The organism is Kitasatospora sp. NPDC005751 (assembly GCF_040630835.1).
GTDB lineage: Bacteria > Actinomycetota > Actinomycetes > Streptomycetales > Streptomycetaceae > Kitasatospora.
Genome location: NZ_JBEXYC010000074.1, coordinates 1 through 21,758, shown reverse-complemented (window position 1 = coordinate 21,758; position 21,758 = coordinate 1). Strand labels below are relative to the sequence as shown.

Genomic DNA, 21,758 nt, shown 5'->3' with positions numbered 1-21,758 from the left:
GAAATGCTTCGTGACCCGATCGACACTCGGGGAGGCGACGGGGGCCCCAAGTTAGTTGAGGCGGTGCATGAACTAACGTGACCTGGAACGACACCGGCCTGCAGGCAGGCCCCGGAACGAGGAGTCCACGTGCGGCAAGAGCAGCACGGCACCACCGGCCGCCGTGGTACCGGCACGGCCTCCACTGGTCCCACCGGGGCGGGCGCCGTCCTGGCAGGCTATCCGGAAGCCGCCGACAAGGCCTCGCTACGCCGTACCAACCTCAGCGTGATGCTGCGCCACCTGCGCGAGAACGGTGCGCAGTCCCGCACCCACCTCGCGGCCGCGACCGGCCTGCCCAAGGCCACCGTCTCAGTCCTGGTGGCCGACCTCATCGAGCGCGGCCTGGTCCGCGAAGGAGCACCCGACCGGGCCGGTGCGGTCGGCCGACCGCACCGCATGGTGGAGCTCGACGGCCGCTGGATCTGCGGCGTCGGCGCCGAGATCGGCCCCGACCACATCACCGTCCTCGCCCTCGACCTGCGCGGCACCGTCGTCCACGAGGACCGGCGCGCCCTGGACGTGCCCACCCTCACCCCGCAGGCCGCCCTGCGCGAGGTCGCCGACCAGGTCGCCGACTGCCTCAGCGCGGTGGCCGACCTCGGCATGCACGCCATCGGGGTCACCCTCGTCACCCAGGGCTCGGTGGACACAGCCTCCGGCACGGTCGCCGTGGCCACCAACTTCGGCTGGCGCGACGTACGGGCGGTCCACGAACTGCGCGCCCGGCTCGGGCGGCACGCACCGCCCGTCCTGGTCGAGAACGACGCCGAGTCCGGCGCCCTCGCCGAGTACCTGGCCGCGCCCAGCGCCGACGTCCGCGAACTCGTCTACGTCACCGGCGGAATCGGGGTGGGCGGGGCCAGCATCTCGGGCGGCAAACTGATCCGCGGCTCGGAGATCGGCCACATGCGGCTGGACCGCCTCGACCGGCCCTGCGCCTGCGGGCGGACCGGCTGCTGGGAGGTCGCCGTCGGACTGCAGGCCTTCCTCGACGCCGCCGCGGCCCCCTCCGACCGGGTGCACGACCTCTCCGTCGACCTCGCCGACCGGCTCGACGACCTGCTGGGCCGCGCCGACGCGGGCGAGCCCCGCACGCTCGCCGCCCTCGCCGCCCTCGCCGACGACCTGGCCCTGGGACTCGGCATCCTGGTCGACGTACTCAACCCGCCCAGAATCGTCCTCGGCGGCTACTTCGCCGTCTTCGGCCGCTACCTGGTCAACGCGGCACAACACGCTCTCGACGACCGCAGGATCACGCCCACCCCCGGACGGGTCCTCGTGACCGCCTCGACGCTCGGCCTGTCCAACGCCGCCCGGGGCGGCGCGCACCTCGCACTCGAAGGCATCTTCCAGGACCCCTCCGACGTACCCGTCCGCCCCGAACCCGCCGACGAGCACGCATGGTCGCACTGACTTCGCCCACGGGCGCCGTCCCGCGGGAAGCGGCGCCGGCGTCGTCCTGTCCTGCGCCGACCCTCGCTCCCCCGGCCGGGATCGGCTGTCATCGCCGCCGCTCCCGGCTCCGAATGCCAGGGACCGGTACTCCTCGGCGGTCAGCGGTCTCGGCGTCCTGACCGCCGCCGCCCTGGTCATTGCCTCCCCACCCGCCCCTTTACGGTCCGACGGGTGGCCTGTAACCCCGGATCGCAGGGACGTCCGCCCGAGCCGGCCGGGCAACCCTGTGTCGCCCCCCGCACAGTTGCTCCGGCACTCCCCTCCCGATCTCCTCGCCGGGTGGCTCCACCGCGGGCGTCTCCCGGGCCAACGCGGCTCCACCTCCTCGACAGGTCAGGTGCTCATGGATCCCGCCTTCGCGGCACCGGGGCCGTCCACTTGGCGCGTCACCGCGAAGCTTCCGTCGTCGCTGTCCAGGCGCATGCCGGCCGCCGTGCCGTGCTTCTCACCGCGCAGGCGTCATACGTGGAGCAGAGGGCGTCATCGCGACAGCAGTCTCGACGCACGGGCCGAGTTGGCGTTCGTGCTTCTGTACGCGTGGGTGGGAGCGGTTTCGTTCATACCCGACGTGCTTACAGCTGCCGCTGGTTCGGCCCGCTCGGCCGCATCGACGTGGCCGGGCCCGCGGTGCGCTCGGCCACGTGGCATTCCGCCTACCAATCACGTACGGGCAAACCGACCCGGTATCCCGCCGTTATCTGCCCGGTGGCCGTCCGATCCTCGTGCACGGGTCTGCTGGGGGACGCGGGGCAGAGAAGGCATCCGGCCCTCGTCATCGGTAGCGGAGACCTTCTGTGGACACTGTCTCCACCACCCCATCCGAGCGCCAACAGCCTTGCGCAGGTCGAGACTTGTCGTCGTTGAGGGCACGACGGAGGTCGATCTCCGGTTCGTCCGGCGGGGCCCGACCTGGTTGCCTTCACCACGTCGATGACTGCGGGGCTTCTGCCCAAACCCCGGCGCAGCATCTCTTGACTTCGACCCCGACTGCTGCCACGGTTTGCTTCAAGTTGCTCCAAAGAACCCCGCAAAAGGCAACTTTAAACAAGCCGCTACCATCCTGCGGGCACCCGCTGGTCGGCGCGCACGACAGCCGGACCACATCGGCACATCCATCCGGTCCCTCGGAGTGCCAACCGGCGCGGCCGCCTGTGGCGGCGGCGTACGACGGGATGCGCGTCGGTGGCACGAGAGCCATCACACACCGGCTCAGCGCCTCCACCTCGGGCGAGCCTGCTCCGGCCGATCCGTCCCCCTGACTTGCGGACGGCCGGTACCGCGGCTCACCAGGCCGCCGGTCGCGATCCCTTCCCCCATGAAGTGCCCTTCCCCGAAGGAGTTCCCGTGTCCTCCCCTCCCCGTAGAGCTCTGGCGGCCGTGTTCGCCGCCACCGTCCTGACGCTGTCCGGTGCCGCCACGTACCCGGCGTCGGCGACCCCGCCGGCCGCCACGTACACGGTGGGCGTCGGATCCCCCGTCCCGTACGCCTACCCGACGGACACCCAGGCGTCCCCGTACGTCGACAAGGACGGCACCTTCTGGTTCCAGCAGTCCGCCGCCCTGTACGGCGCCACCGAGAGGCGGCACTGGGACTTCTACACCGGCACGGACTTCGACACCGCCACCAAGTCGAGCGCGGTCAGCAACGCGGTGAACCCCGCCAACGCGAACGACAAGAACAACGACACCACCTGGCGGTGCAACAACAGCCCGACCGGCCAGGAGGCGACGTACGCGCCGAGCGGCTCCAACTACGCCCAGAAGAACTACTGCGACCTCGCCGGGGTCTGGGTCGACCCGGACACCGGCGACTGGTACGGCCTGGTGCACAACGAGTTCACCCCGCAGCCCTTCGGCGACGGCCTGCACTACGACGCGATCGACTACACGGTGTCCAAGGACCAAGGAAAGACCTGGGACATCAAGAGCCACGTGATCACGTCCCCGTACAGCACCACCCGGGGCGACACCTCCGCGTTCCCCAACCAGACGTACTCGTACGGCGACGGCGACCAGCGCCTGTTCGTGGACACCGCGTCGGGCTACTTCTACGTCTACTACGGCTCGCGGATCGTCGACAAGAGCGGCGGCTGGAAGGCCTTCTACGAGCACGTGGCACGCGCCCCGATCTCCTCGAAGATGGCGCCCGGCTCCTGGCAGAAGTGGTACAACGGCGCCTGGACCCAGCCCGGCGTGGGCGGCCAGGAGAGCAACATGGTCCCGGTCGGCTCCGGCAGCACCACCGGGTACACGCCCGTCGCCAAGGAGTACAACCCGGCGAACACCGGCACCGCCACCCAGCAGATCGCCGCCGGCAAGATGCCCGCGACCTCGCCGCTGTTCGTCATGGACATCACCTACAACGCCTACCTGAAGCTCTACATCGGCGAGCCCCAGGGTGTCGACCAGAGCGGTTCGGCGCCCCAGCAGTTCTACGCCACCGACGACCTCTCCACCCAGAAGTGGTTCCTGCTCGGCGACACGAGCAGCTACCACACCGCCTCGTGGTACCGCTGGTTCCTCGACGGCGCGAACAAGACCAACAGCACGATCGTCGGCAAGAGCTTCCGGTCCTACTGCTCGTTCGGCTGCTCCGGCGGCCACTCCGGCGAGTACGTCGACATCACCCTCGGCGCCTCCGCCACCGCCGCCGCACCGGTCGACGAGACCAAGGCCTACCGGATCAGTAGCGGAGGCGGCCGCGTCCTGGCCCAGGTCTCGGGCAGTTCCGCCACCACCTCGCTGACCACCGCCACCGGGTCCGCCCTGGAGTCGTGGAGCTTCGCCGGAAACGGTGACGGGTCCTACCGGATCGTCAACTCCTCCACCGGACAGCTGCTCGGCGTCGACTCCACCGCCACCGCGGGCCGCGCCTGGGGCGCCCGGCCGACCGTCACCGCCGCCGGATCGGGCAGTGCCGCTGTCGGACAGCAGTGGTGGGTCATCCCCGGCACCTCCACCAGCAACACCCCCACCGGGACCTTCCGCCTCGTCAACCGCTACAGCGGCCTGGTGATCGGCCTCTCCGGGACCGCCGGCCGGCTCACCGAGACCACGCCCACCCGTAGCTGGACCAACACCACCGGCAACTCCGTCGGCGGCTCCCGCACGGCGAGCGAGCAGACCCTCACCCTCACCCAGACCGGCTCGGCCTCCGAGGCCGTCACGGTCACCGGCCCCGGTAACCAGAACGGGAACGTCAACACGGCCGTCTCGCTGCAGCTCACCGCCAACGACACCGCCGGCAAGGCCCTCACCTTCTCCGCCACGGGCCTGCCCTCCGGCCTGTCGATCAGCCCCTCGGGCCTGATCACCGGCACCCCGACCACCGCCGGATCCTCGACCGTCACCGTCACCGCCACCTCCGGCACCGCCACCGGCTCGACGTCCTTCACCTGGGCCGTCACCACGGCGCTCAACGGAACGCACACCTTGGTCACCGGAGGCAAGGCCCTCGACGACCCCGACCACTCGCTCAACCAGGGCACCCCGCTGGTCACCTGGAGCGCCAACGGGGGCAGCAACCAGGACTGGGTCTTCACCCAGCAGGCGGACGGCAGCTACCAGATCGTCAACGGCCTCTCCGGGCTCTGCATGGACGTCAGCGGCGGCTCCACCTCCGCCGGCGCGCAGATCATCCAGTGGACCTGCAGCGGCGGCAACAACCAGCGCTGGGTGGCCACCCCCGCCACCGGCGGTTACAAGATCACCTCCAAGAGCAGCGGACTCTCCCTGACCACCGCCTCCACCTCCGACGGCGCCGCCATCACCCAGCAGACCGACACCGGCTCCGCCCAGCAGCGCTGGACCATCAACTGACCCTCCGCCCACAAGGACGGACCTGACCCACACCCCACCAGCGGGGCCCGGCGCACTCCTGCGCCGAGCCCCGCACCCCGTTCGGCCGGAGACAACCGGCAACACGCGAGGGGGTGACGAAGCGGTCCGGTGGAAGCCGTCCACCCGAACGCGAGGGGCGCGCTGACCGGCACTGCGGGCCAGGCGAAGAGGGAGCCGCGGCCAACCCGGCTATCGCAGATCGCATCACGGCGGTGATCATGGTGGCCCGCCTCCCGCGAGACGAGAGGCGGACCTTCGCCCGGGTCTGTCCGACGAGCCTGGCCCAGGCCCCGGCGACGGACAACGAGGCGCCCCACGAGTCGGGGAAGAGTGTTTCGCCCCTCAAGAGGTCGCCGGGCCCTGGCTTCCAGACGTTCGACGGTGGGACGGGCAACGCCTCGACAACGAGTCGGCGGACAGCCCGGAACGGTCGCCCGGCCGCGCGCTCGACCACGTTGACCTCCGCCTGCCAATCCCATTCGGGCCGAGAATCCCGTCGTCCTTCCGTGCTTGCTTCGGCAACCTTCGATCTGCATTCGCGGGCCTGTTCCTTCGTTTGCGGGACCCTCGGTCCTCGACCTCACGGGAAGGTGTCGGCGACGGGTGAATACTGGTTCAACCGCCGCCGCAAGAAGGTGTGTTCGGCGGCGTCACAGGGTCCGGGACTGCGCGGCTGCGGCTTCGACCACCGGCCGCCTCCACCACCACCGCGGCCTTGACGGCGAGCACGAGCCGATTCGCCCCTTCGCCTCCACCCGACCGATTTGCGCGAAGAGCACACCACCCACTGTCGCCGGGCTCTTCGACGAAGCAACCCGGCCCTACGACATCGAAGGAGTACTGCCTTGACCGGCCCCGTGCGCAGACGCCTGTTTCACCTGATCTTCTCGTTGGCCCTTCTCGCAGGCATGGCGGCCTGCGGTACCGGCGCCGGCAACACTGCCACGACCACCCTCTCCTTCTGGGGCTGGGCACCGGGATACGAGGAAGCCGTCGCCCGTTTCAACGCCACCCACCACGGCGTGCGCGTCACCTTCGAGAAGATCGCCCCGGGCAGCCAGGGAGGCTACGACAGGATCCTGTCCGCCGCCAAGGCCGGAACGGCGCCCTGCCTCGCACAGATCGGCTACGAGTCCGTGGCGAGTTTCACCGTTGACGACGTCCTTCGGCCCATCGGACGGGACGTCCTCGGCCTGGGTGTCTACTACAGTGACGCGGCCTGGCAGCAGGCCACTGTCGGCGGCGAGATCTACGGAATCCCGGTCGACGTCGCCCCGATGGCTCTCTTCTACCGCACCGACGTATACGCCCGGTACGGGCTGAGCCCTCAGGCGACCTGGGACGACTTCGCCAGGGACGCGGCCAGCATCCAGAGGACGGCCCCCGGTGTCCGGCTGACGGCCTTCACACCCGACGATCCGTGGTGGTTCACCGGCCTCGCCGCGCAGGCCGGAGGTAGTTGGTTCGACGTCAAGGCACAGTCCTGGCGGATCAACATGGCGGAGCCGGGTACCGCCACCGTCACGCAATACTGGGAGAACCTGATCGCCATGGGACAGGCCAAGATGGATCCCGGATTCAGTGACGAGTTCTTCCAGGACCTCCAGAACGGCACCGTCGCCGCGATTCCCGAACCTGCCTGGTTCGCGTCCATCCTCGAACAGAAGGCGCCGGGCGCCGCCGGGAAGTGGGCCGTCGCCCCCCTGCCACGCTGGAAGGCGGGCGGCGGGTCCTCAAGCTTCGTAGGCGGCTCGGCGACATCCGTCACCAAGAACTGCCGGACACCGGACCAGGCGATCGAGTTCGCCCACTGGCTCAGCAGCGACCACGACTCCCTGGAGATCCTGGTGGCCAAGGCCGGACTCGTCCCGGCGGCCGTCACGGCCGACAGTCTTCCCTCGCTGAGGCGGCCCTCGCCGTACTTCGGCAACCAGGTGATCGCCGATGTCTTCCGGACGCAGTCGATGCCCACCAACTGGATCTGGGGGCCTGTCATGAACGAGACCTCGAAGGCACTGAGTTCGGAGTTCCCCAAGGCCCTCACCGAACACTCGCCCTTGCAGTCCGCCCTCAAGCGGGTGGAGGACCAGACCGCCGCCGCCATGCGCGCGAAGGGCCTCGACAGCACTCACGGCTGACGTCCCGCTCCCTCCGCGCGGCCACCGCACCCGGGAGCACCCCGCGCCGGGCGTGGACGCCCGGCCGCCCCGGGCTCCGCCCCCGGTGGGAGCAATCGCCCACATCTACCGGGCGATCGCGTCCACCACCGGGCCCGCCGACCGCGCGTAGTGCCGCAGGGCCACCGCCCCGCAGCGGCCCACCGCGACGCCCCGGCGGTCGTACGCCCGGGGTCTCCCGGCGCCGGTGCACCGGGAGACCCCGGACCGGCCCGAGCCACAGTTGCGCGCAGCGGTGGCCCGGGCCGAACAGGGGTCAGCCGCGGCGTCGGCGGGAGCGGCCCCTGGCCACGAGCAGAGTCACCGTCGCTCCGGCGACAACGAGGCTCACGCCGATCACCGCGGGAACGGTGGCGGACGCACCGGTGGCGGCCAGGGAGCTGTCCTCTGCCCGGCCGCCGGGCGCGACCGGGGCGGGGGCGACGGTGGAACCGATCACCGTCCGGTCATCCGCCTGCTGGGTGCTCGGGGTCGGCACGGGCTTCGGCCGGCCGGTGCTCTGGGCAGGGGCCGGGGCGGGCCCGGTCGGGACCGGGGCGGGAGTCGGGGAGGCCGGCTTGGGGTCGAAGTCGAATTGGACACGGACCTCGGCGCCGGCCGCGGTCGCCTGGGAGACGCCGACGGACAGGTTGGCGGACGTGTCGGAGATCGGAGTGCCGGCGACGAACGACCCGGCGACCGCCTTGTTCTCGTGTCCGGCGTTGCTGATCAGGACGGCCTGGTTGTAGCGGCCCCCAGGTACGCGGTAGACGTTCACGCCCTGGGCAATGTCGATGTCCGGGGTGGCGGTGTCGGGTGTGCGGTACTCGATGACGAGCCGGTCGCCACCGGAACCCAACGGCAGGTCGATTGCACGCACACCGGCGGTCCCGGCGGCGTGCAGCGGGGTGAGGCGCACGTCGGCAGTCGCGGCAGGCGTCGTGACCTGCTGGGCGGTCAACCACTTCTGGGACAGGAGTTCGGGCGCGGTCAGTCCCTTCTTCTCCCCGCCTCCGCCCATGGGGGTGCGATTGCTGTATCCGTCGTCGGCGCAGGCGGTGAAACTGCCGGCCGTGCACGTCTGCCGCTGCTGGTGGGCGAACCCGAGGTTGTGCCCGATCTCGTGGACGATGGCGGCCTTGTCGGCGACGGCTCCCTCGTGGAACCAGCTCACGATCCCGGGCATGCCGGCCAGACCCCACCAGCCGCCGCAGTGGTTCGAGTGCATGACGATCGAAACGTGGTCGTAGTCCACGTCCGGGATCGTCTTGCGGGCGAGTTCAGCCATCTTCCCCGTGTCGCACGCGGAGGAGTCGTCCATGTCGAGGGTGAAGGGCCCGAACACCCCGTCGCCCTTGGCGGGCACGACAGTCATCCGGCCGCCCGAGTTCTCCTTGTAGTACGAGGCCAGTGACTCGGTCGGGCCGAAGAAGTTGCGCACGGCCTGGTCATGCGCCCGCTGGGGGTCGGCCAGGGCGAGGTTGCGGAAGTTGACGAGGACGACGGCGTGCCGGTCGACCTTCGAGGCGGTCGGCTCGGCCGCCGTGGCAGGGGTGAGAACAGTGGTGGCGGACAGCGTCAGGGCTCCGGCCGCGGCAAGCAGCGGGGCCGCCGCGCGGGACGTCCTGCGCGGCGGAAGAGCAGGTCCGGCCGACGGGGACGCGACGGCATGCGTACGGGAGGGGACGGGTGTCATGAGGAGTGCTCCTTGCTGGCTCGGACCGGCATCGCAAGCGACAACCGGCCCCTTTCCTGGTATGGGCCGATCCGACGTCGCCTCACTTCGTGACGGCCTGGGAGGCAGTCGCGGTCGATGGCTCCGGTGCCCCGCGGGCAGCCGCCCCTCGCCCGTCGGCCGGCGCGAGCCGCCCATACGGGCGCGATTGAAGTGATTTAACATGATTTCAGGCCATTTCTGTCATGGGCCGCGATGTCCGGCTAGGCTCCCGCCGTAGCCGCAGGCGAGCGGTTCCACCTCCTGAAGTCCCCTCGCCCCCGATGGTCCCGGTGCGTGATCGATTCGTTATGAACGGTCCCGCCGCGCCGGGCCCGGCGGCGCGACGCCGACGCACCCAGACAGGGCACAGCCATGACGACCTCCACCCCCACCACGACCGACACCGGCGACAACCGGTCGGACAGCCGGCTCACCGCGCTCATACGGGACGATCCGTACTCCACCGGCACCGCCAGAGCAGCGGCCATAGAGACCCTCTACGACCGCCACCACGCGGGGACGCTCCGGTACGCGCGCACCTTCACCCGCGACGCCCACACCGCGCAGGACCTGGCGGCGGAGGCCTTCGTCAATACGGTGCGCGCCGTCGACGCCGGCAGGGGCCCGGACGAATCGTGGCGCCCGTACCTCCTGGGCGCGGTCCAGAACGCGGCGTTCGCCTGGGGACGCACGGAGCGGCGGATCCACCTGCAGGACGCCGAAGCACTGGAGCAGTGGCACCGGCCCTCGCCCGACTCCCCCGCCACGGACGCCGACGGCGACCCGGCGGGCATCGTCCTGCGGCAAGAGGAGCACAGCCTCGTGGCCCACAGCTTCCGCTCCCTCCCCGACCGATGGCAGTCCGTCCTCTGGCTACGCCTGGTCGACGAGGTGCCGGCCGGCCAGGTCGCCACCCTCCTCGGGATCGCGCCCTCCGGCGTCTCCTCACTCCTGGACCGCGCCGTGGAGGGACTTCGCAAGGCCTACCTCCAGGCCCACGTGCGCCGGCGGGAAGACAGCGAATGCGTCCACTACGGAGGCCAACTGGGCGAGACCGCACGCAGATCCTCCCGGCCCCACGGGGCACTCCGGCGTCACTTGGCCGAATGCGCCCACTGCCGCAGCGCCCTCGCGCAACTCCGGGGCATCAACTCCCGCCTGGGCGCGATGCTGCCGATCGCACTCACCCCTCCCGGCGCCTCCCACCTGTTCACGGACACCACCCAGGCGCTACTTCCCGCCAAAGCCCTCAAAGCCACTGCCCTCACCGGCAAATGGGCTGCGGCAACGGTCGGCGGTGTCGGCGTACTGACCACCACCGCCCTGCTCGTCGCCATCCTGCCCGGCCACCGCGGGCCGGCGGGGGACCAGCAGCCCCAACTCGGACGGCCGTCCGCCCCGAGCCGGAACGGCACCCCCGCGCCGACGACGAGTACGGCTACGCCCGCTCCTACGCCTCCCGCTCCCTCGCCCTCGCCGTCCACTCCGAAGGCTTCGCGCAGCAGCGCGGCTCCGCCCCCTTCGACGGAGCAGCTGCTCGTCGATCCCGACTTCGAGGCAGCAGGTGCATCGCCCTGGCGCGCCACGGCCGGCGCTTCCGTCGTCTCCGCCCACCCGCATGCCGGTCAGCATGCCGTGCGCCTGACGTCGCAGGCGTCACGTGTGGAACAAACCATCGTCGTGGTGCCGCAGGGCACGTACCAGCTCTCCGGCCATGCGGCGGTGTCGGCCGACGGTGACGACGTCGCCCTCGGCGCGCAGAGCGAAAGTGGTCTCGACGCGCGGGTCAAATTGAAGTCCGTCGACCTGTACGCCTGGGGAGCAGTCTCGTTCACCACCGACGCGCGCACGACTCGCATCACCGTCTACTGCGCTCCACTGGACCTCAGCGGCCCCGCGTACTGCGACGACTTCACCCTGAAGCGAGTAGACGTGGGCTGAACCGGGACACAGGGGACGATTGCGGTCTCGCAAGGCGGTCGGTCGGCCGGGTCCTCATGGTGGCGACGGGTGCGGGCGACCAGGGCGGCCCGGGCGGGCAGGGACGGCCGGCGTGCCGGATCCCGGGCAGTACACGTGACGACGGCTTCGCCGGCGGAGATGGTGAGGGCCTCGCGGGCAGGGACCCGGCCGGGCTCGGCTCCAAGCGGTCACGCCCGACTACGTGGTTCTTCCCTTGCCCATCCCTTGCCATCGGGGCGTTCCGTTACGTTGCTGTGACCTTCGCGGCAGCCATTCGATCGCCGTTCGCAGGTCTCATGGAGTGCGACGAAGGGGGCGGAACAGACATCCCGACCGACGAACGCACCCGCGCCTACGTCGCCCGCCGCACCAAGGAAGGACTGTCGAAGAAAGACATCACGCGCTGCCTCAAGCGCTTCGTCGCCCGCGAGGTCTACCGCGCACTGACCAGCACTCCAACCTCACGAATCACCCAACCCGACCTTGCTCCTGCGGCTTGACGTCTATAGGAGCATCCCCCGCTGGCGCGGGGAGGAGTGGGGCGCCGGCGGCGACGTGCCTCAGCAAGAAACGGCCTGATCATCAAAGCACTCCAAGGTGACGTGCTGATCCAGACCGGCCACGGGCTGCGCGTCCAGGGCGGCAACGTTGACGTGGGCTACGGCCTTGTGAAGGACAGCAGCAGTTGGACGCCGATCACGGTCAAGCGCGGCTGCTCGCAGCTTGGCGGCTGGCAGTCCGCCACGGTGAAGAAGCGGCCCGACGGGATGGTCGCCCTGCGCGGCATCGTGTTCGGTTCCGGTGGGCGTAACCGACAACGTGATCGGCATCGACGACCCCAACCTCCGCCCGAAGGCTGGCGAAGTCTTCCCCCGTCGCCACCCAAACAACGTTGGCGCCAATCTGTACGTCCAGCCCAACGGCGCCCTGGAAATGGAACACCATCGGCCCGCTCGGCGGCTGGCTGACTTTCGGCAGCGTGAAGTGGAGCAGCCTCGACTGGTCCGCTTCGCGCACAAGGCACGCGGCTCCCGAAGCTGCGAGGTGCACGCCTGGTGGTTATGCCTGCGGAGCGTGTTCGATTCCGCCTACTCTGCTGAGGGGGTTGGCTGTTGACGGTTGTGCCGCAGCGACCGCTGGTCGTGTCCGTGCTGCGGTAGCGGGTGCTTCGGGAAGAAACAGAACAGGGGAATCCTGATGGGTGTTGGACGAGCGGAAACAGTCCTGCTGGCACTCGGTGGGGTTCTGGTGGCAGCAGGCGGGGTCACTGCGGTGGCTCTTGCGAGGGACACGGGAGGAGTGGCGGTCCAGGAGAACGTTCCTCTCTCTCCGGAGATGCAGAGGTACGTTGATAACCCAAAGGCGTTCGAGGAATACCTGCGGTCGCATCCGCCTCAGCCACTGATGGGCGAGGTCTCTACAGGCAGGTAGAACACTGAGGCGGGGCTGCGCTGTGTGAGCGCGCAGCCCCGCTGGTGTTCTGCGCGGGTGTCAGTGTGCGTTGCCAGTTGATCACGCCGATGGCGTTTCCTCCGCGATTGGAGGAGTACAGGTAATTGTCCGTCCAGTTGTTGTTCGCGTCTACCATGCGGTGGCTATTGACGCCGACGATCTGGCTGTTTCCGCCGAAGTTGGTGACGATAGGGCCGCCACTCGCGCCATGGCCCATGTCGCAAGTGAGCCTTAGACGATCGTCAAAGGGGTTCCAGTTTCCTGCGTCGACGGCGTTTCCTTGGCAGTACATGGCCTTCGCTGCGTCGTGGAAGTCCGAGTCGGGCCGACCGTATCCGTTCGCGGGGTAGCCGAGAGAGGTGACGCCGCCGATGTCGGCGGCACCGTTGAAGCGGTACCCGGAGGTGCCGAGCCAGTCCTGCAAGTTCCCGTAGTCGGAGTGTGCACTGACGATCCCGCCGCCGATGTCCCCCCAGAGCCAGTCAGTGTCGTCGGCTCAGGAGGAGGAGACGATGATGGAACGCAGGGGCCAGTATCCCCACGGAGCGGTTTCGTCGTATCCCGGAGCGAAGAGGAAGTTGGAATAGAATCCTCCACCCTTCCCACTGTGCAGGCAGTGGCCGGCGGTCCAGATTGAGTTCTTGTTACTGGCGACGATGCCAGCAGCAGTGCATGACCCGAGCCTGTCGCTGCCGACGAGGAAGAAGAGTCGGCCAGTGATGTTGATGTCGGGGCCGAGGGGCGAGGCTAGGTCGGAGCGCGAGAGGTCCGTGACCCGGGCTGCGGATGCGAGCGGCGAAGTCCGAGTTCTCTTCGTGTGGGTCCTGAGCGGTGCGACGGCGCCTGCTGCAGCCGTTGCGGCGCCCTGTGGGTTCTTCGTACCGCGTTGCGTCGCCTTCTCGTGTGCCTTGATCGCGGCCTGCTCGGTCACTGCTGGGGCCGGCAGGGGGTTCGCCGATGCTTGGCTGATCCGTTCGGGTGTCCAGAAGGTGAGGACGGTCTGGTCGGACACGGGCAAAGTCCAGGAGGTGACATCGTCTGCAGTGCTGGCTACGGCGGTCGACGGTTGAGGAGAGCAGCCTGGGCAAGATTTGCTCCGGCCAACGACATAGCAAGGATGGTGGACGCCACGAAGGCACGGCGGATCAACAACTGAAGCTCCACTCTCTGTAGAAAGTCTGAAAAGTGCCGTGCGTCCACGGTCAAAATTGCGACGGAGCTCGCCTTGGCTAGATGGATGGCCGATGTGTCTGAAATCCGCCGGGGGTAGCTATGCATAGAGGTGGGCCTTTGGCTTCTAAGGCCACTTAGCGGTGATCCGGTTGACGTGAGGCATGTGGACAAATCTCGCCCAAATGTCGGATGCATCCAGCCGATTGCACGCGAATTCTCCGGGCCTGGGTACTGCTTTACCCGGGGACGTCCATTCTGGGGCGGTATGTGCCCTCGTGGCACGGATCGACGAGTGGCCAGGCGTCTCGGCGCCGGCCGCGAGGAATCCCACATGGGCCTGGGGTGCGGGCGTGGAAAGCCGTAGCACAGGAAGTGGCGCGGGGAACGCCCTTTCGGAGTTGCAGTGAGCGCCGACGTTGTGGCAGCTCCAGCGCGCCATCCTCCGTATTCGCGAGGACCAGCGCGACGGCATCGCCGGGCTCCGCGAGAACCTGCGCGCTGACCTCCAGGTCCTGGCCGGCCGGATCGAGCAGGCCGTGACCAAGGATGTCTGCGTCGCGCATCAGCACCTGACCGAGCAGCGGCTCGCTGTCCTCGAACGAGATCTCGCAGCCGAGGTCCGGGCCCGGCCAGCAGCCGAGGACTCAGCGGCCGCCGCGAGGCGGTGGCTCATCGGCGCGTTCGCGGCCCCCCTGGTCGTCGCGCCGCTGCAGCTGTGGATGCTGTCGAAGGGCGGCCACCCGTAGAACTGCGGCCCGCCCCAGGCCGTAAGCCCGGGCAAGCCGACTCGACGGCCCCGGCCCGCGCCTGCGGGTCGGGGCGGGTCGGGGCGGGCCGGGGCTGGCCGGCGAACGGTCAGCTCGGGGTTCGCTCGACGCCACCCGCCCAGATCGTCGTCGATGACGGTCAGGCTTGTCACGGCGAACTTGATCAAGTGTCCGGACCGGTTCAACCTGCTCTTCACCAGCTGGATCACCTCACCGCGATCCAGGTGCACCGCCGCACGGTTGGCGATCGCCGACTGCCCCGTGATCATGAGGACCGGCTGTGCGGACTGTGGTGGGGTGGACTTCGCGACCAGCGCATGGTCAGTTCGACCGTATGTGTGGGGGAAGCGCTCACCACCGACGCTGAAGTCACCACGTTCATTGACCCTCACGCCGGGCAGGTACCTGGCCAGGTACTCAACGTTGCGTCGGTTCGATCCCAGGCCACCGATGCTGAGTTCGGTGCGATCCCCGTTCAGCTCCGGTGCGTCCGCGGCAACGAGAGTGAACGCACACCCTGACTCCTCCGCGAGCATCGCCAGTTCGATGATCGCGTAGACGTCACCGTGCTCGGTGACGGCGGCCATCTGCCAGTGGCTGTTCAGGATGACGACGCACGGTACACCGGGCCGCAGACCGAGCGGTGCCCGCTTCCGGTGCAGGACGCGAGCGGCACTGACACGCTTCCAGGCCCAGACGGACCCGCCGCTGACGACGCTCGTGACCAGCCCGATCACGACATTCAGCACTGCATCCGACACGGAGCTCCCGCCCTCGTCGTAGCAACATGACCTGATGGTCGGTTGGTCAGCCTACTGATCAACGACCCGTCACGCGTGATGATTCGGCGGCTCACGACGCGTCGCCAACTGCGTGTTCAGCGTCCGCCGTCAGCTCCTTGCCGAGAATCGGGCACCGGGATCACCGGGGCCGGCTCGACCGTCCCTCGCGGAGCTTCGCCAGGGGCGGCACACAACGCCATGACCGCATCGCAAATCCGGCATGCGTCCCGGTGAACTGGCCCTTCACGGACGCGCGGCCGTAACCATTGTTCGCGACCCCTCATCACCGCCGGCGAGGATCAGCTCAGCCATCGCAAGCAAGCCCCGGAAGACCCCGGGTCCCTCCCGGTACTCCGCCGAGGGCGTCAGCAGCGGCGGCCCGCGCTCCCGAACCGCTGCTCCGCCTGTCGCAGCCACCCGCCTGCGCGGTCTTCCGCCCCTCGGCCTTCACGACGCCTCACCTTCCTCCGACAAGCACCGGATCGGCCGACCTGGTGCCCGCCGACCCACCTGCCCCACGGAGAAACCGAGGTAACGCCCCCTCAGCTCAAGCCGCCCCCGTACCGACCCGGAGCAGCCGACCCGGGCGGGAACGTTCACCACGGCCAGGACGACGGCCAGGAGCAGCAGGCCGGGCGGCGGCCCGGAACGGGCACGGGAACGGCGGGCGCGTGACCACCTGACCACCCACCCGGCGGTGGCCCAGGCCCGGACCAACCTGATCTCCCGGGCGCCGGCACCTCTCCCCCGACCGGTGACCGGGCCGGTGCCCGTGGGCCACGGGGGCGACCCGCGGGTGATCCGGGTCAGCGCGGGCGCCGGCCGGATCGCGCGGGTGCTCGTCCCCGACGGGAGCGGCAGCCTGCGGGAGGCCGACGAGCACTACGGCGGACCCGGCGCGCTGACCGGACCGGGCCGAGGGTCGGTGCGGGGTACCGGACCGGTGCCACGGCGGGCAGCCGGGTCAGTTCTGGCCGCGCGGAGCCGACTTGACGGTCGAGCAGGGCGTGCTGCGATAGTGGCCGGGTGCGCGTCGGCCTCCTCGGACCTCTGGTGCTGGACACCGGCGACGGCCCGGTCCCGGTGGGCGGCCCGCGGCTGCGCGCGCTGCTGGTCCGGCTGGCGCTGGACGCCGGGCGCGCCGTCCGCCCGGCGGTCCTGGCCGAGGCACTGTGGGCCGGGACTCCCCCGGCCGACCCGGCGAACGCCCTTCAGTCGCTGGCCTCCCGGTTGCGACGTGTCCTCGGCGACCCCGGGCTGTTGACCCTCGAACCGGCCGGCTACCGGCTGGCCGTCGCGGCGGAGGCCGTGGACACCGTCCGGTTCGCCCACCTCGCCCGCACCGGGGGGCGCCTGCTGGCCGGGGGCCGGCCCGCCGAGGCCGCCACCGCCCTGCGGGAGGCGATGGGCCTCTGGCAGGGCCCGGCCCTGGCCGACGTGCGCGAGGCACCGTTCGCCGGTGCCGAGGCCGAGCGGCTCGAACGGGCCCGGCTGGCCGCCCTGGAGGACCGGATCGAGGCCGATCTCGCGCTCGGCACCGGGCTCGGCCTGGTCGCCGAGCTGGAGTCGCTGACGGCGGACCACCCGCTGCGCGAACGGCTGCACGCCCAGCTGATCCGCGCCCTCGCCGCCGACGGCCGGGGCGCCGAGGCACTGGCCGCCCACCAACGGCTGCGCGGCCGGCTGGCCGAGGCCTTCGGCAGCGACCCCGGGCCGGACGTGGAGGCCGCCCACCTCGCCGTACTGCGCGGCGAGGTGGGCCGACCACGGCCCGACCGGGCACGCACCGACCCGACCCGGACCGACCTGGCGCGGACCGACCGCCCAGGGACCGACCCGACGGGGACCGACCGCCCAGGGACCGACCAGGCGCGGACCGACCGCCCAGGGACCGACCAGGCGCCGGCGCGGGGCAACCTGGACGCGCCGCTGACCAGCTTCGTCGGCCGCCGGGAGGACGTCCGCCGGGTGGTCGGACTGCTCGACCGGGCCCGGCTGGTCACCCTGGTCGGGCCCGGCGGGTCCGGCAAGACCCGGCTCGCCGTCACCGCCGGGCGGCAGCTCACCCCGGCGGGCGGCGTCTGGCTGGTCGCCCTGGCCCCGGTCGGGGCGGAGGACGTGGCCCGGGCGGTCCTCGACGTCCTGCGGCTGCGCCAGGCCGGTCCGCTCCGGCGCACCCCGGCGGCGGACCGCCCGGCCCCGGCCCCCGGCTCCGGCGACGCCACGCAGATCCTCGACCACCTGGTCGAAGTGCTGGCGGACGAAGAGACGGTGCTGCTGCTGGACAACTGCGAGCACGTGCTGGAGGCCGCAGCGAGGCTCGCCGAGGCCCTGCTCGGCCGTTGCCCACGGCTGCGGATCCTCGCCACCGGCCGGGAGGCCCTGCGGATCGGCGGTGAGACCCTGCACCCCGTCCTCCCGCTCGAACTGCCCCCGCCGGGCGCGCCGGCCGGACAGGCCGGCACCTGCGCCGCGGTCCGGCTCTTCCGGGACCGGGCCGCCGCGGTCCTGCCCGGCTTCACCCCGGACGCCCGCTCCCTGGCCGCGGCGGTCGAGATCTGCCGACGCCTGGACGGCCTGCCGCTGGCGATCGAACTGGCCGCGGCACGCCTGCGCACGCTGCCGATCGAGGTGGTGACGGCCCGGCTGGACGACAGGTTCCGGCTGCTCACCGGAGGCAGCCGCACCGCGCTGCCCCGCCACCGGACCCTGCGGGCCGTGGTGGCCTGGAGCTGGGACCTACTGGACGCCGACGAGCGGGCGCTCCTCGAACGGCTGGCGGTGGTGCCCGGCAGCTTCACGGAGGACGCGGCGCAGGCGGTCGGCGGGCTCGGCCGCCAGGACGACGGCGACCCCGGCACCCCCGGCACCCCCGGCACCCACGGCGGCGACCTCGCCGACGCCGCCGACCGGACCGACGACGTCCGGGAGTCGCTCGCGGCCCTGGTCGACAAGTCCCTGCTGCATCCCGTCCGGACCGCCGAGCCGGGCGAGCCGCGCTACGGGATGCTGGAGACCGTCAGGGAGTACGGCGTGGAGCAGCTCGCCCACCGCGCGGAGGCCGATGCCGCCCGCCGGCGCTACCTCGCCTTCCTGCTCGACCTGGCCGAGTCCGCGGAGCCCCGGCTGCGCACCCGCGACCAACTGCGGTGGCTGGCCCGGCTGTCCGCCGAGCGCGACAACCTGCTGGCCGCGGTCCGCTGGGCGATCGACGCCGGGGACGCCGCCACGGCGGTCCGCTTCGGGGCCGCGCTCGGCTGGTTCTGGTCCCTGCGGGGCAACCCCCCGGAGTCGCTGGACCTGCTCGGCCGGGTGCTGGAGGTGCCCGGGCCGGTCGATCCGGCGGCCCGCAGGCTGGTACGCGTGGCCCACGCGCTCGGTGTCGTGGAGGTCGGTGCGCCGCACGAGGCCGAGGCCGCCCTCGGGCGGATCCGGCAGGCCGTCGAGGGCGTCGGCCCCGGCGCCCACCCCCTGCTGGAGCTGGCCCGGCTGGCCACCGCCGTGACCGCGCCCGGGGCCCGCACGGACACCGGCGGCGCGGACGCGCCGGACACCCCGGACGGCGCGACCGGACCGTACGGCGGGGGGCGGGATCCCTGGAGCCGGTCCTTCGCCCTGACGGTCCGCGGCAGGCGTGCCCTGCACGCCGGGGACACCCCCCGCGCGACCGCGCTGCTCACCCGCGCGCTGGCCGGCTTCGAGGAGCTCGGCGAGCGCTGGGGCCTGGCGAGCACGCTGAGCGCCCTCGGCTCGCTCCGGCGACGGTCCGGCGACACGGCCACCGCGCTGGCGCTGAACGCACGGGCCACCCGGTACTTCCGGGAGCTCGGCATGCGGGAGTACACCGTCGAGAACGACGTGGAAGCCGCCCTGACCCGCGCCCGGGCCGGGGACGTCGCGGGCGGGCGGCGGCAGTTGGAGAGCCTGCGCGACCAGGTGGCACCCACCGGGTCGGCGGAACTGTGGGCCCTGGTGCACCTGGGCCTGGCCCGCCTGGAGTGGCAGGCCGGACGGCCCGGGCGGGCCCGGGCGCACGCACGGGCCGCACCGGCCGGACCGGCCTGCGAGCAGGCGCCCCCGGCGCACCTGACCGCCCTGCTGCGGGCCGTGCTCGCCCAGGCGGACGCGGCCGACGGACTCCCCGACGAGGCGGTGCGCCGGCTCGACCACCCGGCGGTGCACCTGGTGCTGAGCTGGGACACCCCGGTCGCGGCGGGGCTCGCCGTGGTGGCCGCCGACATCGAACTCGCCCGCGCCCGGCCGGCCGGCGCCGCCCGACTGCTCGGCGCGGCCACAGCCTTGCGCGGCACGGACGAGCCCGGTGACGAGGACGTGCGCAGGATCGCCCGGCGGGCCGCCGCCGCCCTGGGGGCCGCCGGATTCGCCGCGGCGCACGCCGAGGGCGCGGCGATGTCGCGGTGCCGGGCCCGGGGCCTGGTCTCCGCCCTCGTCACCGCGCCCGGCTCCGCACCGGGCCGCCCCGGTCAGCCGGCCTGAGCCGGGACGGGCAACGGCGTGGCCCCGTCGGCCGGGTGCCCGCCGGCCGCACCCAGGCCGGCGACGATCCCGCTGGCCGGGCCTCCGGCGACCGGGGCCGTGCCGGCCGGCACGGGCGTGCCGAACATGGCACAGACCACCGCGACGTGCAGGGCCCGGTCGGCCTCGACGAGCCCCGGGTCGGCCTCGAACTCGTAGAGCAGCTCCGTCGGCACGAGTACGGTGGCGGTGCGGCTGCCGGTGCCGTCCGTGATGGTGCTGCTGGAGTAGCCGGTGATCCCGCCGTCGTGCGCCCAGACGGTGCCGCAGGGGGTGGCGCCGGTCTCGATGCCGAGGCCGTAGCCGGGCCCGTCCACCGGGTTCTCCGGGTCCATCGGGACGGTGGTGCGCATCTCGGCGAGCTGGGCCGGGGGCAGCAGCCGGCCGGACATCAGCGCGCTGTGGAAGCGGGCCCAGTCCTGCGCGGTGGAGACCACCGCCCCGGCCGCCCCGCCCCAGCTCGGGTCATGGGCGGAGACGTCCACGTGACCGTCGTGGCGCGGTCCGGCGACGTCCCTGAACGCGGCCGGCACGCCCGGCGGCATGTGGGAGGGGTCCGGTTCGTAGCCGTGGGCGTGCCGGCCGAGCCAGGCCGGGCCGGTGGCGAGATAGGTGTGACGCAGGCCCAGCGGCCGGGCGATCCGGTCCCGGACCAGGTCGGCCGGGCTCTGCCCGGTGACCTGTTCGAGCACGGCGCCGACGGCGGCGTAGCCGGTGTTGCTGTACGACCACCGCGCGCCGGGCGCGAACAGCGGCTCGTGCCGCACCCCGACGGCGAGCAGGTCCGCCGAGGTCCACCGCCGCGGGTCCCTGCCCAGGATCGACGGCAGGAGCGCGCCGTCCTCGGTGTAGTCGAACAGGCCGCTGGTGTGGTTCAGCAGCATCCGCAGCGTGATCGCCCCGCCGTCCGGCACTCGGCCCGGCAGCCACCGTTGCACCGGGTCGTCCAGAGTGAGCCTGCCCTCGGCGGCCAGTTGGAGTACCAGCGTGGCCATCATGGTCTTGGTGTTGGAGCCCATCCGGAACTCGTCCCCGGCGTCGAGCCGGTGGCCCCGCGCCGCCCACGGGGCCTGCTCGACGATCTCGACCGGCCGGCCGCGGCCGTCGTCCACCCGCACGATCACTCCCGGCGCCCCGGCCGCCACCAGGGTCCGCGCCAGCTGCGAGAGCCGGGCCCGCAGTGCGCCGTCGCCCTCGGCCGTGTCCGGTCCGGACCGTACGGCGGAGGGGGCGGATACCGCGACCCCGGAGCCCATCGTCCCCATCGCCAGACACGAAGCGGCCACGACAGCCGTCAGCAGCAGCCGGCGGCGGCGTGACCGGACCGAACGAGCCGGTGAAGAAACCTGATGGGGCATGGGAGCGCTCCTCTGATCGGTGCCGACCTGGACGCCTCCAGCCTCCGCCCCTCCGCTGGCAACCCGCGCACAGCACGCTGGCAGACGACCCGCACCACGCACCACCACCGCGGCAGGGGGCCGGGAACCCCACGCCCCGAACACCACGAACGCCCCGGCGGCCGCCGGGGCGCCGGGCCGGAAGGTCGGGTCGTCTTCGCCTCCGGTGCGGTTGGCCGGGCCGTCCAGGGTGCCGCCGCCGGCGAGGCAGGCGAACAGGCGGCGGTAGGAGCGGTTCCAGTCCGGCGGTCATGGCATCCGACACCAAGCCTCACACCGTCGAAGACCCGGCCGACCACCACTTGGTCACCTACATCCGTGACGCCAACAACACCCTTTGGCTGTCGACCCCGCCGACGAAGGCTGGACCCAGCTCTAAGAGTTCCTACTGAGATTTTCGTTCTGTTGTCGGTGGTGACAGGTAGTGATCCCTGCGGTATGCCAATGGTGTGCGGTATGCGCAGGGTGGGGGCCTGACC

The 21,758-nt window shown here is 71.5% G+C and carries 11 protein-coding genes and 1 pseudogene; 8 read left to right on the top strand and 4 right to left on the bottom strand.

Going from position 1 to position 21,758, the window contains the following annotated elements; translation table 11 throughout:
- The first annotated feature begins 129 nt into the window (after positions 1 to 129).
- The 3 genes from ABZ497_RS33425 (at position 130) to ABZ497_RS33415 (ending at position 7,475) form a co-directional block, all read left to right on the top strand.
- Positions 130 to 1,455, top strand: coding sequence for an ROK family transcriptional regulator (locus ABZ497_RS33425; protein ID WP_359811025.1), 1,326 nt, complete (start codon positions 130 to 132; stop codon positions 1,453 to 1,455).
- Positions 1,456 to 2,874: 1,419 nt separating this feature from the next.
- Entirely contained in the window at positions 2,875 to 5,316 is a 2,442-nt protein-coding gene (locus tag ABZ497_RS33420; RefSeq protein ID WP_359811023.1) for an RICIN domain-containing protein, read from the top strand.
- A 911-nt stretch (positions 5,317 to 6,227) separates the two neighbouring features.
- Positions 6,228 to 7,475, top strand: coding sequence for an extracellular solute-binding protein (locus tag ABZ497_RS33415; protein ID WP_359811020.1), 1,248 nt, complete (start codon positions 6,228 to 6,230; stop codon positions 7,473 to 7,475).
- A gap of 295 nt (positions 7,476 to 7,770) precedes the next feature.
- On the opposite strand, the gene ABZ497_RS33410 is transcribed toward ABZ497_RS33415, so the two are convergent.
- A complete protein-coding gene (locus tag ABZ497_RS33410) occupies positions 7,771 to 9,189 on the bottom strand; it encodes a hypothetical protein (protein ID WP_359811017.1) in 1,419 nt (472 codons plus the stop codon).
- 393 nt (positions 9,190 to 9,582) lie between these two features.
- On the opposite strand from ABZ497_RS33410, the gene ABZ497_RS33405 reads away from it, so the two are divergent.
- From ABZ497_RS33405 to ABZ497_RS33395, 3 genes and pseudogenes are all read left to right on the top strand, one after another.
- On the top strand, positions 9,583 to 11,151 hold the full coding sequence (locus ABZ497_RS33405; RefSeq protein WP_359811014.1) for a sigma-70 family RNA polymerase sigma factor: 1,569 nt from the start codon (positions 9,583 to 9,585) through the stop codon (positions 11,149 to 11,151).
- Positions 11,152 to 11,507: 356 nt separating this feature from the next.
- Positions 11,508 to 11,672 (top strand): annotated as a pseudogene (locus tag ABZ497_RS33400) (IS110 family transposase); the annotation flags it as partial.
- Between the two features lie 102 nt (positions 11,673 to 11,774).
- On the top strand, positions 11,775 to 12,140 hold the full coding sequence (locus ABZ497_RS33395) for a hypothetical protein (RefSeq protein ID WP_359811011.1): 366 nt from the start codon (positions 11,775 to 11,777) through the stop codon (positions 12,138 to 12,140).
- 449 nt (positions 12,141 to 12,589) lie between these two features.
- Here ABZ497_RS33395 and ABZ497_RS33390 read toward each other — a convergent pair whose 3' ends face one another.
- A complete protein-coding gene (locus ABZ497_RS33390) occupies positions 12,590 to 13,048 on the bottom strand; it encodes a hypothetical protein (RefSeq protein WP_359811008.1) in 459 nt (152 codons plus the stop codon).
- 72 nt (positions 13,049 to 13,120) lie between these two features.
- The gene (locus ABZ497_RS33385) at positions 13,121 to 13,636 is read right to left on the bottom strand and encodes a hypothetical protein (protein WP_359811005.1); all 516 of its coding nucleotides are present in this window, start codon (positions 13,634 to 13,636) and stop codon (positions 13,121 to 13,123) included.
- A gap of 577 nt (positions 13,637 to 14,213) precedes the next feature.
- On the opposite strand from ABZ497_RS33385, the gene ABZ497_RS33380 reads away from it, so the two are divergent.
- Together ABZ497_RS33380 and ABZ497_RS33375 are read left to right on the top strand one after the other, a co-directional pair.
- Positions 14,214 to 14,543, top strand: coding sequence for a hypothetical protein (locus ABZ497_RS33380; RefSeq protein ID WP_359811003.1), 330 nt, complete (start codon positions 14,214 to 14,216; stop codon positions 14,541 to 14,543).
- Positions 14,544 to 16,372: 1,829 nt separating this feature from the next.
- Positions 16,373 to 19,843 carry a BTAD domain-containing putative transcriptional regulator gene (locus tag ABZ497_RS33375; RefSeq protein ID WP_359811000.1) on the top strand — a complete coding sequence of 1,157 codons (3,471 nt, stop codon included), beginning with the start codon at positions 16,373 to 16,375 and terminating at the stop codon, positions 19,841 to 19,843.
- On the opposite strand, the gene ABZ497_RS33370 is transcribed toward ABZ497_RS33375, so the two are convergent.
- Positions 19,831 to 21,168 carry a serine hydrolase domain-containing protein gene (locus ABZ497_RS33370; protein ID WP_359810998.1) on the bottom strand — a complete coding sequence of 446 codons (1,338 nt, stop codon included), beginning with the start codon at positions 21,166 to 21,168 and terminating at the stop codon, positions 19,831 to 19,833. The two genes, ABZ497_RS33375 and ABZ497_RS33370, sit on opposite strands and share 13 nt — an antisense overlap.
- Positions 21,169 to 21,758 lie beyond the last annotated feature (590 nt).

Bases quoted from the DNA above. Each gene is read 5' to 3' on its own strand.
- ABZ497_RS33410 (WP_359811017.1), bottom strand. From the start codon at position 9,189: ATGACACCCGTCCCCTCCCGTACGCATGCCGTCGCGTCCCCGTCGGCC.
- ABZ497_RS33405 (WP_359811014.1), top strand. From the start codon at position 9,583: ATGACGACCTCCACCCCCACCACGACCGACACCGGCGACAACCGGTCG.